This window comes from Pseudomonadota bacterium (genome assembly GCA_036141575.1).
GTDB lineage: Bacteria > Pseudomonadota > Alphaproteobacteria > UBA2136 > JAPKEQ01 > JAPKEQ01.
In genome coordinates this window covers 127368-140294 of the sequence record JAYZXF010000003.1, presented here as the reverse complement: position 1 = coordinate 140294, position 12927 = coordinate 127368, and the positions used below count along the sequence as shown (strand labels likewise).

14 protein-coding genes are annotated in these 12927 nt (G+C 44.2%); 1 reads left to right on the top strand and 13 read right to left on the bottom strand.

Features of this window, described 5'->3' with window-relative positions:
* The 7 genes from VX730_02410 to gspG form a co-directional block, all read right to left on the bottom strand.
* The gene (locus tag VX730_02410) at positions 1 to 498 is read right to left on the bottom strand and encodes an N-acetyltransferase (GenBank protein MEC9291232.1); all 498 of its coding nucleotides are present in this window, start codon (positions 496 to 498) and stop codon (positions 1 to 3) included.
* Positions 499 to 505: 7 nt separating this feature from the next.
* A complete protein-coding gene (locus VX730_02405) occupies positions 506 to 1060 on the bottom strand; it encodes a hypothetical protein (protein ID MEC9291231.1) in 555 nt (184 codons plus the stop codon).
* Between the two features lies 1 nt (position 1061).
* Positions 1062 to 2309, bottom strand: coding sequence for a hypothetical protein (locus tag VX730_02400; GenBank protein MEC9291230.1), 1248 nt, complete (start codon positions 2307 to 2309; stop codon positions 1062 to 1064).
* Positions 2310 to 2312: 3 nt separating this feature from the next.
* A complete protein-coding gene (gene gspK, locus VX730_02395) occupies positions 2313 to 3218 on the bottom strand; it encodes a type II secretion system minor pseudopilin GspK (GenBank protein MEC9291229.1) in 906 nt (301 codons plus the stop codon).
* The gene (locus VX730_02390) at positions 3215 to 3790 is read right to left on the bottom strand and encodes a type II secretion system protein (GenBank protein MEC9291228.1); all 576 of its coding nucleotides are present in this window, start codon (positions 3788 to 3790) and stop codon (positions 3215 to 3217) included. Before VX730_02390 ends, gspK begins: the two co-directional genes overlap by 4 nt.
* Positions 3787 to 4269 (bottom strand): prepilin-type N-terminal cleavage/methylation domain-containing protein, encoded by a 483-nt coding sequence (locus tag VX730_02385; protein ID MEC9291227.1) that lies wholly within the window; start codon positions 4267 to 4269, stop codon positions 3787 to 3789. The genes VX730_02390 and VX730_02385 overlap by 4 nt, the downstream gene beginning before the upstream one ends.
* Positions 4270 to 4397: 128 nt before the next feature.
* A complete protein-coding gene (gene gspG / locus VX730_02380; GenBank protein MEC9291226.1) occupies positions 4398 to 4817 on the bottom strand; it encodes a type II secretion system major pseudopilin GspG in 420 nt (139 codons plus the stop codon).
* Positions 4818 to 4989: 172 nt separating this feature from the next.
* Here gspG and VX730_02375 point away from each other — a divergent pair, with 172 nt between their 5' ends.
* Complete coding sequence (locus VX730_02375; GenBank protein ID MEC9291225.1) at positions 4990 to 5505, top strand: NUDIX domain-containing protein; 516 nt, start codon at positions 4990 to 4992, stop codon at positions 5503 to 5505.
* 41 nt (positions 5506 to 5546) lie between these two features.
* Here the strand turns inward: VX730_02375 and VX730_02370 are convergent, their stop codons facing one another.
* The 6 genes from VX730_02370 to efp form a co-directional block, all read right to left on the bottom strand.
* Positions 5547 to 6797, bottom strand: a complete 1251-nt coding sequence (locus VX730_02370) for a type II secretion system F family protein (protein ID MEC9291224.1) — start codon at positions 6795 to 6797, stop codon at positions 5547 to 5549.
* A 39-nt stretch (positions 6798 to 6836) separates the two neighbouring features.
* Positions 6837 to 7349 (bottom strand): cyclic-phosphate processing receiver domain-containing protein, encoded by a 513-nt coding sequence (locus VX730_02365; protein ID MEC9291223.1) that lies wholly within the window; start codon positions 7347 to 7349, stop codon positions 6837 to 6839.
* 58 nt (positions 7350 to 7407) lie between these two features.
* Positions 7408 to 9093, bottom strand: a complete 1686-nt coding sequence (locus VX730_02360; protein MEC9291222.1) for an ATPase, T2SS/T4P/T4SS family — start codon at positions 9091 to 9093, stop codon at positions 7408 to 7410.
* 75 nt (positions 9094 to 9168) lie between these two features.
* Positions 9169 to 11313, bottom strand: coding sequence for a type II secretion system secretin GspD (gene gspD, locus VX730_02355; GenBank protein MEC9291221.1), 2145 nt, complete (start codon positions 11311 to 11313; stop codon positions 9169 to 9171).
* Positions 11314 to 11459: 146 nt separating this feature from the next.
* A complete protein-coding gene (locus tag VX730_02350) occupies positions 11460 to 12242 on the bottom strand; it encodes an inositol monophosphatase family protein (GenBank protein MEC9291220.1) in 783 nt (260 codons plus the stop codon).
* 42 nt (positions 12243 to 12284) lie between these two features.
* A complete protein-coding gene (efp, locus tag VX730_02345; protein ID MEC9291219.1) occupies positions 12285 to 12845 on the bottom strand; it encodes an elongation factor P in 561 nt (186 codons plus the stop codon).
* Positions 12846 to 12927: the final 82 nt, after the last annotated feature.

Below are 12927 nucleotides of genomic sequence, written 5' to 3'. Positions count from 1 at the left end.
TTATGATACCTCAAAAGCGGGGCTGTAAGTGACCTTGCCTTGTGGGGCGTTGTGAGTAAAGCTAAGAGCAAGAAAATATTCAGCAGGTACGCCATCAAGAATTAAATCGGGATTGTTTTGAAATCCAAATTTACTATAAAAGGCAGGCTCTCCAAGTAATACGCAGCCTTCAGCATTTAGCTTTTTTAACTCTTCCAACCCATGCTTAATGAGTACTGAGCCTATACCTTTGTTTTGCTCTGATGGAACTGTTGCAATAGGGCCCAAGCCGTACCAATTCTGAAAGTGTCCTGAAACTTGAACAGGGGAAAAGGCAATATGTCCAATGATGTTTCCATTGTGTTCTGCGACAAAGCTGAGAGTTAAGTCTTTTAAGTTTCGAAGCTCATCTACAATTTCAGCCTCTCTTTGGTCACTATATGGCACATTTTTAAAAGCATTTTTAATGACCTCAGAAATAAGGGGAATGTCTTGATGTGTCTCTGGTCTAATAATCATGTGCTGATTATAGCTCCCAAGCAACAACGCGCGCGCTGAGAATGCCTTCACCTTTGCTTGGCTGCTTATTCATAGAAAGCTCTTTAACATCGAGAATGCTACGGTATGTAATGGCATGTAGGAAGGGTGTAAGGCTTGCCATATCAATTTCTTCAAACTCAATTGTAAGGCCTTGTGTGCGGCCTGACTCTGTTTCTTTTGAGAGTGGCGTAATGCGGCTAATGCGGCCAAAAACTTTAGCTTCTTTGGCTAGGCGTTCAACCTGCTTCAGCGGGCTTTCTTCTTTACGCTTTGTATCAGAGCCTTCATCTAGGCCAACAAGCTTACGCTCAAGGGCGTAGATTTGCCCTGAAAGCTCACGCAGAGCACGCAGCTCTTTTTTGTTTTGGCTCAGGTCTTCTTTGCCGTCTTCAAGAGTTTCCATTCCAGTAGGAATAAGCGCACTCCAAATTACAAGAGTACATGTGAGTGAAGCCCCAAGCTTAAACACAGGGTGTCTGAGGAAGCTGTTGGCGTCTTTGGCTTTGAGTTTTTTAAGCTCAGCGAGAACCTTATCTTTCATCTTATGACTCCTGATCTACATTGGCTGTAAGGATAAAGGTTGCTTTACCTCCAGCGTTTAATTTGACATCTTTTACAGATGCGTCCCATTCAGGGAAGCTTTCTTCAACAATCGTTTCTAGCATATCAACTTGGCTTAGGCCTGCAACGGCGCCATTCATACTGAGAGATGTTCCTGAAAGCTGGAAGCGTTCGAGTGTCAGTGTGAGTTCTGAAGCGTTTACGTTATTTTGGAAGGCAAGAAGGTTCTCAAGGAGGACATCTTCACGGCCAACAACTGTCCCTGTCATCACGGCAAGCTCATTGGCTCTACGAGACATTTGCAGTGGTGCTTCTACCATTGGTGTGTCAGGGAGTGCTTCGTTAAATACTGTTTCAATGGCACCATCATAAGCAGCATTACTCCTCTCAATTTTCATACTAATGGCTGTTTGTAAAGCCACAAGAATAAGGCCAGAGACAATAGCAACACGCAGAGGCCACTTGAGCCCTTGTGAAAGAGCTGTAAGCGCTTTAATGCTATTTGGGTCCCATACATTAAGCATTGGTGACTTTTCGCCTTCAGTTAAGGCATGGTAGAAACCGTGTACAAGCGGACTTTCTTCTGTTTTAACAGTTTTAAGTTCTGCGCCTTCAGGGGCTGTCACCTTACGTGTGGTGAGGTTAACAACGGTTACGTCTTTTAAATTCGCTGTCCAAGCTTGCAGCGTTTGTTTGATATCTGGAAGGGGAGCCTTTTTAGCAATATGGCGAAACTCAATAAGCTGCTTTTCTGGCGTAAAGAGGCTGACTGTTACGCCTTCACCTTCTGGTGCCACAACAATGCTGTGAGTTTTACCTGTTGCATAGTGCATTGCACCCATCGCCATTGGAACCACATGAACCACTGGAGAGATATGTGCACCTGCTTCATTTACAAAGGCTTGAAGTTGCTCTTCTTCGAGAGAGAAGCTTGAAAATTGACCTTTTTGGAGTGCTGCTGGGACAATCAGGCTTCTTAGTTTTGTTTTCTTAAACAGGCTTTGATGAAGCATACCTGGAAGAATTTTGTAGAGCTTAGCCATTTCGCCAAATGGTTTTGGGTGGCTACGACGAATGAAGTCTGCACTTGGGGCCATAAATACAGCGCGGCGACCAGAGCCTGAAATATTGAGACTCTCTTTTTTCTCAAGCGGTCGTGTATCCCCTTCAGGGAATCTTGCGTGCGTTTGGTTGTTTTCTTTCCAGAGAATATATGTATTAAGCGTCATGTATTATAGCCAATTGATTTTTAAAACTTTAAAGTTGAGTTCATCTCTCCAAACAAGAGCTTCTAAGCCAACATAGGCCTCATTGTAACGCACCTCAGAGCGTACCGTAAAGTATTCTGTGCTGACACCGAAAGAAAGGGTGTTCGGTGCTTTTTTTAAGCCCACATCTTTTAAGAATTCACTGAGGGTTTCATATGGGGCACGGCTTCTAGATTTGATCGCTTGATCTAAGCCTTCTGCAGAAGTAAGAGCAGCTTTTAAAAGGTGAGGGGACGCGATGTTGACATTCACTTCCATTGCGCCAGGAATAAGAGAAAAGTGTTGGTAAGCTTTACGTTTTAGCTTTTCTGGTATGCCTTGAATAAGTGCAAAGTCAGCGTAGCCTTCAATGTAGTCATTACGTGGAATGAATGGAATGTCCTCTCCAGCATAGTCCCATGCTTCTGCGCCTGAGCTACGTGTTTCATTGTCAGCATCAATATAGTCAATCACAGGGTCTAAATTAAATGAAGGCAGGTTGGCGTTGGATGTATAGCGACGAAGCATCTCTTGATAAGGTTCATCACTGCTTGCATAACCAATCACCTGATTCAGGCTTGGGACCGCTGCTGCATCTTGAATCTGAATAAAGATATTTCCGCCTTCAATCGGAAAATCTCGACCGGAAGTGTAGCTATACCAACGGTCTTGCATGTTATCTGTATCGCTGTTTCTGCCGTCCCGTTTAAGCTCATATATAATGAGATCTAAGCCTGAAAGAGCCATTTGCCTTGCTTCAGTATGGAGAAGGGAGGCCGCCAGCAAGCGCGTGTTATTTGTAGAATTTTGAAAGGCCACACTTAAAAGTGATGAAAGCATCGCGAGAAGAAGCAATACATAAATGAGAACACCGCCATAGTTATATTTCATAGGCGTTCTCCATGGCCTGTTAGAATCGGTACTGTGCGGTACCATTCTTCACCATTAGCATCTGTAATCGTAAGCTTAACACCGAGTGGTGATTTACGTTCGTTATTCCAAAGAGGTAGGAATGTATGTGCATTTCTATGTCCAAAGAAAACCAAAGGTTTCTCTTCAGGGTTTGGTGCACTCCATAGAATACTTGTAATAGGGTTTACACCGAGGGAAAGAGGGCGGATTGTGCGCTTAAGAGATGTGACACCATCTTCTGTTTCAACTGTGTATTTGATGGCATGCAAGCTCCCATGAGGGACAAGACTATCCACATCATCTTTCATAATATGGAAACTCAACTCTGTATCAGCCAGTGAGGCATAGTCTGATTTATAGGCATAGACATCCTGACTAAATTGCTCAAGTGCAACATGAATGTTAAGCGCTTCAGTGCGCGCTTGTTCTGCATGGCCAACACCACGGGAAACTTGCCAAAGTACGCCTCCAATAGCCGTCATGAGGATACTTGTGAGGGCAAGTACCACAAGAAGCTCCATAAGGGTAAAGCCAGCTTTATGTATCCTCATGGCTTCACCTTGTCATAAGGCATAATGCTTGGCGCCGTGGCAGTGCCGTTAAATGCGAGTACATTGCCTTTATAAACAAAATGGATGACAGAGCTACGGCCATCTGGCTCAAAGCGTAAGCTGTATGGAGCTTCGTCTCCTGTTGCGCTATAAATTTCAAAACCAGATGCAATTTTAAAGGTTTCTTTAGGATCTACTTTTTCTTCGCCAAGTGTGGTCTCTTCATAAAAGCGACCTGCATAGACATCAACAGTACTGTTTTCATTGATAATAAGAGTAATACGCTCACTCTCACGTAGAGCTTGAGCGCGGTAAGTAGAGAGTTCATCTCTCAGTTTAGTGAGGCGTGTTGCTTCCTCGCTTGGAGGTGAGAAACTTAAATACGGCAGTGTGAAAGAGCTTAAAACAGCTAAAACAGAAAGCACGACCAATAGTTCTATAAGAGTAAAACCGTGTCTAAAATGGTTTCTTTGGGCAATAAAAAACGCCTTACGTTGCTGAAGTACTGGAGTGTACTCTGCGCTCCTTAAGGCGTTTTTTCTCATCCCAAAGCGCACAAGTTTGTGCTGAAACTCATTTTTAGTGCTTTGGTTTTGCATTTTAGTCTTTAGTTTTTAATGTCAGCGTTTTCGTCTTCGCCGCCTTTTTTACCGTCAGCGCCGTAGCTGATGAGGTCATAGTCATTTTTGATACCTGGAGAGAGGTAAATGTAATCGTTGCCCCAAGGGTCAACAGGCATGCTCTTCATGTAGCCGCCATCTTTCCAGTTTTTAGGTGTTGGCTTGCTTGTTGGCTTTTCTACCAGTGCTTTGAGGCCTTGTTGTGTTGTTGGGTATTTAAAGTTATCCAACTTGTACATATCAAGAGCGTCACTAATTGCTTTGATTTGTGTGTGTGCTTGCGTCACGCGAGCCTTTTCTGGTTGGTCCAAAAACTTAGGGGCAACAAAAGCGCCTAGTACTGTTAAAATAACAATAACAACAAGAAGTTCCATGAGTGTGAAACCAGAGTTATGAGAGTTTTGCATCGCTGTCAAAAGCCTTATTTTTATTCTAGAATTTTTAAGTCCTTGCATCATATGCGACAGGTGTGGATTGTGCAAGAGTTGAAATTGAGTTTAAGCATACCAATAATATAGCTAACGCTCTATATCTTATGGGGCAAGAAATCTTTATTTTTTACCGAGAGAGGATAGCCCTATGGCTAAGAAACGCTACTTTGGTGAGCAAGGTGATGTTGCCGTTCGTGTCGATGGAAAGCTTTTTATACATCGTTGTGCATATTTTATTGTGCAGGATGGTAAGATGCTGCTGAGTTACGCTGAGGAAGATGAAAATCCACACTATTTTATTCCAGGAGGAAAGGTTAAGTGTGGAATGGATACTCAAGCCAGTGTGATTCGGGAAATTCTTGAAGAAACAGGCATTGATGTCCCGGCAGACAATGTGTCTATGGCTGTGCACAGCGAGCGCTTTTTTAAGCACAAGCAAACAGGCATGCAAGGCCATGAAGTTTGTACCATGTTTCGGGTGAAGCTCCCAAAAGGGAGCTGTGTACCTAAGCGTGAGCGAGATGGAGGAAAGTTCCTCTTTTGCTGGGTTCCTGTTGAAGAGTTGGCAACGTTGAACTTTCGTGAAAGTTACATCTTTCAGCAAGTGAAAGACATCTCCCAAGGCATTCACCATGTGATTCACCGTGAGGCGATGGACCAATAAAACGAAAAGAAAGCCCCCACTTAAGGGGGCTTTTGAGTGTTCTAGAGGCCCATGCCGCTGTTCATTTCAAACAGTGGCATGAGGACAGCCATCATAATGAAGGCAACCATTCCCCCCACAAGAAGTAGAAGGATTGGCTGTAAAAGAGCCATTTGAGTTTTGATTTGTGCGCGAAGCTCGCTTGATGTGAATTCAGCAACGCGGCCAAGCATTTTATCAAGCTTACCCGTACTTTCTCCAACCTGAGCCATGTTAACAAGGAACGGGTTAAACACTTCTGTCTTTTCAAGAGACTCAGCAAGAGATTCACCTTCGCTGACTTCTTTTGAAACCTCTTCAAGGGCATTGCGGTACGGCAGGAAAGGGGTAATGGTTTTACTAATTGCTAGTGCGGTTGTGAGAGGAACCCCTGCACTTGTAAGAGCGCTGAGTGTGCCACTAAAGCGCGCATGAGCAAGACGTTTACCCATTGTACCAAACATTGGCATACCAAGTGCCAGCTTGTGCCAAAATAGGCGCATACCTTTGATGCGCTTATTCATAATAGCAATAAGGCTACCAACACATAAAAGAGTGAGGGCTGTTGCTGCACCATAAGCACCAATGCCGCCACTTAGAGACATAAGGAATTGTGTCGCCGCTGGGAGAGCTTGGTCGCTCTGCGTATACATATCTGTAATGTTTGGCACAACACTGTGCAGAAGGTAAATAACCACAGCAACACCTGCAAAAAGGACAAATAGTGGGTAGGTCAGGGCGCCACGCACATCGCTCATAAGAGCGCGGCGCTCTTCCATCATTGTGGCAAGTTCTTCAAGCACGTTTCCAAGTGTACCTGTGCTTTCACCAGCATGGATCATGTTTACCATTAGGTCAGAGAATGTTTTAGGGTGCGCGCCAAGAGCCTCAGAGAGCGTGCCACCTTCGTTCACATGTTTACGGATATCACGCAAAATACGAATGAGGGCTTGTTTACCGCCTTGGGCAATGAGGATATCTAGTGCTTTGATCAGAGGGACATCTGCGCTGATCAGTGTTGCAAATTGACGAAGGAAAATCACCAGAGTTTCACCGTCTACACGGGCTGGCATAATTTCAATATTCATCAAATCACGGAGGTTTAAACTTTTAAGAGAGTCAAAGCTGATACCTTGACCAGTCTCACGAATATCTGCCACAAATAGGCCTTGGCCGGCGAGGGCGCGCTTTGCTGCGTCCAAGCTATCAGCTTCAGTTTCTCCGCGTAGGGTTTCACCTACATCATTAAAGGCAGTATATTTAAAATGTGACATGCAGGCATGATAAACAAGCCTGCATAAAATGTAAAATGCTTATCGCTCTGGATCAGGTTCTGAGAAGAGGGAGGTATAGAGCTCTTCCTTAGAGACTTCAGTTTCTTCTTTAGAAATGAGGTGAGGGTTTTCACCCCTTTGGTTGAGATCATGATATTTAATAACCGTGCGTGCAAGCCGAATCATCTCGGGTTTTTGTTCACTATTTTTAGTATGAAAAACGAGGACATCTGGTGGGGTAAAGCCTCTGTGGACAACTTTATCTTTGAGTTGGCGCATGACTTCTACACCTTCTTGTTCAGGTGTTTCGCCTTGTAGGTCGTTATCAAGAGAGATAACGCCAACTTCGCCTTCATTTTCTTCTAGAAAAGCGATGGTTTCCTCAGGCCAGTAATGGCGCTCAAAGCCTTCTGGCTCTTTTCGTTCATCATCAAGGAAAGCGCATTTCTTTTCAAGGGCTTCTTCCAGTGTGACATCACCTGAGGTTTCAATGATAACAGTGTCATCGTAACGCTGAACAATTTTAAAAGCTTCTTCTGGTGTATATGGCACGCGTATTTACTCCTATTGATAGGAATAGATATAAGTATTGATTTTAAGATTACAAGGGTTACTGAATACGTGTAACGCGCATCACTTCTTCAAGAGTGGTTTCACCACGCGCTGCTTTAAGTAGACCTTCTTGGTAAAGTGTGAGCATGCCTTCAGACTGAGCGGCGTCACGGATTTCAGTGTCGTTACCACCAGCTTGAATAATGCTGCGTACTTTATCTGTTACACTGAGAATTTCAAAAATACCACTACGGCCAGAGTAACCTGTTGGGCAGTCATCACTTGGGGCTGCGTCAAATAGAGTAATCTCTTTTGGGCGTACATCTTTAGGAAGTGCGTCAAAGAGCTTTTTCGTTTCAGCATCCAGCGCGCGAGGCACCTTAGTTGTCGGGTGTAACAGGCGTACCATACGCTGAGCCACCACACCACGTAGAGATGATGCAACAAGGAAAGGTTCAATACCCATTTCAATAAGACGGGTGAGGGTGCTTGGTGCATCGTTTGTGTGAATTGTTGAGAGAACCAAGTGACCAGTGAGAGAAGCTTCAACGGCAATCTCTGCTGTTTCAAGGTCACGTGTTTCACCAACCACAACCACGTCAGGGTCTTGACGAAGAATAGAACGGAGGCCAGCGGCGAATGTCATGCCGATTTTGGCGTTCACTGGAATTTGGCCAAGGCCTTCAAGCTCGTACTCGACAGGGTCTTCAACAGTCACAATGTTTTTATCTGGTGTATTGATATGTTGCAAGCCTGCATAAAGCGTAGATGTTTTACCTGAACCTGTTGGACCACTCACCAGCATAATACCGTTTGCAAGGCCGAAGAAGCCTTCCATTTGTGCTTGTTGTTCAGGGCGCAGGCCAATGGCATCAAGCGCGCGGATACCGTCTTGCTGACCAAGGAGACGTAGTACAATACGTTCACCATGTTGTGTTGGCAGTGTTGAGATACGGATGTCTGTATCTTTACCACCGATACGAATCTTGAAACGACCATCCTGTGGTAGGCGTTTTTCAGCAATATCAAGGTGCGCCATGACCTTTAGGCGGGCACTCATTGCAGCGTGTAGTTTCGCTGAAGGCGTAATCACTGTGTGCATCACACCATCAACACGGAAGCGTACGCTTACTTGTTTGGCAGATGGTTCAATGTGAATATCTGATGCACCTTCTTTAGCGGCTTGCATCAGGATTGAGTTAATCAGTTTAATAATAGGGGCGTCATGCTGGCTATCAAGTAGATCCTCAGGTTCACCCAGAGCAGATGCCATACTTTGCAGGTCTGTAGACTCTTCTTCGGTGCCTTTCACAGCATCTTTTGCACTTGTGGCTGTCTTATCCCAAAGTGTGTTGATGTAAGCTGTAAGCTCTTCTGGGGCTGCATATGTAAGCGTAATCTCTTTACCTGTTGTGCGGGCATAGTCATCAGCAATCTGCATTGCTTTTGTTGGGTCTGATACCGCAGCAATAATTGAGCCGTCTGTTTTCTGTTCAATAGGGAGGAAGAGATTCGTTTTTGCAACGCCAAGGTTTAGGTCACCTAGGAGAGCTTCTTCAATATCTTTTGCTTTAGGGAGCTTGGCTTCTTTAAGTCCAAAATACTTAGCTGTAGAGGTATTAAGCGCTTTTGCATTTACACCTGATTCAAGTGCTTGTTTACGAACTTCAGAGAAAGAGAGGTCGCCAGAAATGGCTAGACTGTCGTCTTGTAAATCATGAGCAATAAAAGTGCTGTATGTCATGAGTCTCTCCCTATTTATACAGTTATGTATAACAAAGGACTACGTCCTTGCCAACTGTAAATTGTATTCAATAAATTAAAGTCCTGAGTCAATCGCTTGAGGCATTGCCAGTTTTAGGTTCACACTATCAATACGTGTCTCATCAACAGAGGCAAGAGGCTCGCCGCCTACAAATGGACTTTGCTTTTTAGGTGCCATCGTTGGCGTATCTGTAATGACTTCAAACTCTTCAATGCTAGGCTCTACATTGACTTCTTTCTCTTCAACTTCCATTGCTGGTTTTGTATCGCGCAGTTCTTCAGGGATGATGTCCGCTTCACCAATGTCAGTACGCTCAAGCATTTTTGTACCGCCGTAAGTGTTTTGCTTCTGCATTACACGCATCTTCTTGTATTTCTCAGAAGTAATGCCGTCCATTTGGTCGTAAGTACCAATGATGTGCGGTTTGATAAAGACCATCAGGTTTGTTTTGTTGTTTGTGAGAGATGTGTTCTTGAAAGCTTCACCAATACCGAACAGACCACCGAGGCAAGGGACTTGCTGTACGTTGTCTGATTGTTCTTCTTGGATAAGACCACCTAGAGCAACCATGTTACCATTTGGCACCATAACAACAGTGCTGAGGCTACGCTTACGCGTTGTGATATCTGCAGCTTCACCGTTTGTTGGGTTTACAGATGAAATCTCTTGGTACAGGTTCAGGCGAACATAACCGTTATCACTAATTTGTGGTTTTACACGTAGGTTAATACCAACGTCTTGGCGCTCAATTGTTTGGAACGGGTTGTTGTTGTTACCGTCTGTTGTGTAGCTACCTGTTACGAAAGGTACGTTTTGACCCACAACAATCTCAGCTTCTTGGTTATCCATGGTCATGAGTTGAGGTGTCGATAGGATGTTTACATCGTTTTCAGCTTGTAGAGCTGTTACGAGGGCACCAATGTTTGCGTACTCAGTTCCTTGGAAAGTAATGCTGGCACCAGCAAGACCCATAGAGAAACCTGTTGGCAGAGCAAGTGGGTTTTCTGATAGCGCGTTGAGGCTACCGAAGTTTTGACCACCAAATGGCACAAGACCACCTTGAGAGCCAAGGTTATCAGCACTACGCCATTCTACACCAAATTGGTTAGAAATACTTTCACTCACTTCCATAACAAGGGCTTCGATGTATACCTGGAGGCGAGGGATATCAAGTTTATTTACAATGTTTTTAAGAAGTGACATATCAGAAGGTTCAGCTGAAAGCACAAGAGCGTTTGTGCTCACGTCTGCTACAACACTTACAGGGCCTTTAAAGGCAGCAACAGCTTTAAGAGCTGAGGCTGTTGATGACGCTGATTTGCTTTCTGCATCTTCTGTTTTTTCAATTAAATCGTTTAGAACTTCAGCCATGTCTGATGCATCAGCATGCTTGAGGTACATAATATCTAGAGAACGCACATTCTTTTGCGCTTCTACATCAATGCGTTTAAGCACGCGACGTACATCTTGCATTGTGCTCGCATCAGCTGAAACAATAAGAAGGTTTTGAGCTGGCTCAGGGATAATGCTAATTGGGTTTTCAGCGTTCCCAGAGAAGATACGGTCCATAATATTAGCAGCTGTGCTTGCTTCTACATGCTTAAGAGGCAGCATTTCAACGCTACCGCCAGCGCTTGCTTTATCAAGCTCAGCAACAATCATTTGAATGCGCTTAACGTGGCTGTAAGCGTCCGTTACCATCAATAGGTTGGCAGGGCCGTAGCTTGTCATCGCACCACTTGAAGACAGCATTGGCTTCAGGATTTCAATGAGACTTTTTGCGTTACCAGCTTCAGGCTTAAGTACGCGTGTCACAATGTCGCTCTCAGAAGAAGGTTCGTCTTCTGTAACAGGCGTTGCGCTTGAACCTACTTTAGAGGCAGGAACAATTTGCTTTACATCACCTGCAGGAACAATGGCATAACCGCTTGCTAGAAGGAGGTTTGCGAAGATATCCATCGCTTGCTTACGGTCAACTTCCTTCGGGCTAATGACTGTAACTTTGCCAATAACTTTGTTATCGACAATGTAGTTTTCACCACTGATTTCAGCCATAAAGCGAATCAGACTACGGATATCCACATCTTCAAAGTCTAGGGAAATTTTATTGTCGCCCACTTCATTTTGTGCTGTAGAGAAGTTATACGGTGCAAGCAGAATAGAAACTGCAAGTAAAGCATGAACTGTTTTTTTCAACATATTGAAATCTTTTTTATTGTGGCCTTTTTGAGGCTGGTTCTTGTTTTGCAAAACAGGAGAACTCTAACGGAAATAGGGGCAGGGGACAAGGAAAAAGCCCTGCTGATACAGCAGGGCTTTAAGTCGTTACCTAAATAGGTGATGCATTACTGCACAAGTTCAAGAAGTGACTTGTGGCAAGTCAGGTTAGATGCCACGATTGTTTCACTGTCTTTAGTCACAGCGTCACCGTCTTTATCTGTCACAACACCTGCAGACTCTTTAATCACAAGGTCTGCGAAGAGGTTAATTTCTGGCGCAAGGTGTTCACCAATGAAGCCATCAATCTTACCAGAGGCACACTGAAGGATATCGTGAATGGCGTTACCAGTAATACGTAGGCCGAACTCATGATCTTGAATATGTTTTGCGTAAGACATACCTTTGCTATCACCACGGCGTGTTGGAGAACTCCAAAGGTTAACAATGCTTGAAGGTGTAAGCTCTTTCGCAGCGTTTACGCGAAGGCGGTAAACTGGCCCTGAGCCACTTGTACCTTTTTCAATTGTGTATGTTTCGTCTTCAAGAGGGTAGTAAACCATTGCGCTGAATGGTGTACCGTCTTTAATGAATAGGAACATCATGCACACTGGTGAAAGGCCGTGCATAAAGTTATCAACACCACCAGTCATGTGGATTGCCCAGCATGTACCTTGATCTGGAATCGGCGCAAGGTCACGAATCACAATTGGCGTTGATGGGTAAGCATTTTTAATTTCTTTAGCAGCAAGAAGTTCTAGCTTTTTCAGTGCTTCTAGTGCTTCTTCACGTGCGCCGTCACCTTTGGCTTGCATACGTTCTACTTCACCAAACTCGCGGCGGTAGATGGGAGCCAGCTTACGGCAGATTGTGTCCGTAATGTTAATTTGCGGCGATAGATATGTTGACATGGGGTTTGTCTCCTAACTTAAAAATAAATCTATTAAAATATATTATGCGCGACCGACGTAAGTGCCGTCTGCTGTGCTGACTACGATGCGAATACCAGCTTCAACAAATGGAGGAACCATAACTGTTTCGCCGTTTTCTACCTTAGAAGGCTTGTAAGATGATGACGCTGTTTGGCCTTTAACCACTGCGTCTGCTTCAATCACTTCCATTTCTACTTGGGCAGGAAGTTCAACACCAATTGGGTTACCTTCATGCATTTCAATAGAAACAACCATTTCTTCTTGAAGCCACACTTTACCATCACCGATGACATCGTATGGCAGTGTAATTTGTTCGTAGTTTTCGTTATCCATGAATGTCAGTGCTTCACCATCATCATAAAGGTATTGCATTGGGCGTTGCTCAAGGCGAGCACGCTCAACTTTGTCTTCACTTCTGAAACGCTCGTTGAGTTTCGTACCTGTTTGGATGTTCTTCATCTCTACCTGTGCAAAAGCACCGCCTTTACCAGGCTTGACGTGACCAACCTTGTGGACTTGCCATAGGCCGTTTTGGTATTCGAGAACATTTCCCGGACGAATTTCATTCGCGTTGATTTTCATAAGTTTAAAACCTTTATTTACTAAACACACATGTGTTGGTTTGTTTTTTGCACCGTCTTTCGTTAGACTGTCGCTTTAAATA

Coding starts and splice junctions, on each gene's coding strand:
- VX730_02410 (MEC9291232.1), bottom strand. CDS start 498: ATGATTATTAGACCAGAGACACATCAAGACATTCCCCTTATTTCTGAG.
- VX730_02405 (MEC9291231.1), bottom strand. CDS start 1,060: ATGAAAGATAAGGTTCTCGCTGAGCTTAAAAAACTCAAAGCCAAAGAC.
- VX730_02370 (MEC9291224.1), bottom strand. CDS start 6,797: ATGTCACATTTTAAATATACTGCCTTTAATGATGTAGGTGAAACCCTA.
- gspG (MEC9291226.1), bottom strand. CDS start 4,817: ATGCAAAACTCTCATAACTCTGGTTTCACACTCATGGAACTTCTTGTT.
- gspD (MEC9291221.1), bottom strand. CDS start 11,313: ATGTTGAAAAAAACAGTTCATGCTTTACTTGCAGTTTCTATTCTGCTT.
- VX730_02350 (MEC9291220.1), bottom strand. CDS start 12,242: ATGTCAACATATCTATCGCCGCAAATTAACATTACGGACACAATCTGC.
- VX730_02400 (MEC9291230.1), bottom strand. CDS start 2,309: ATGACGCTTAATACATATATTCTCTGGAAAGAAAACAACCAAACGCAC.
- VX730_02375 (MEC9291225.1), top strand. CDS start 4,990: ATGGCTAAGAAACGCTACTTTGGTGAGCAAGGTGATGTTGCCGTTCGT.
- gspK (MEC9291229.1), bottom strand. CDS start 3,218: ATGAAATATAACTATGGCGGTGTTCTCATTTATGTATTGCTTCTTCTC.
- VX730_02360 (MEC9291222.1), bottom strand. CDS start 9,093: ATGACATACAGCACTTTTATTGCTCATGATTTACAAGACGACAGTCTA.
- VX730_02390 (MEC9291228.1), bottom strand. CDS start 3,790: ATGAGGATACATAAAGCTGGCTTTACCCTTATGGAGCTTCTTGTGGTA.
- efp (MEC9291219.1), bottom strand. CDS start 12,845: ATGAAAATCAACGCGAATGAAATTCGTCCGGGAAATGTTCTCGAATAC.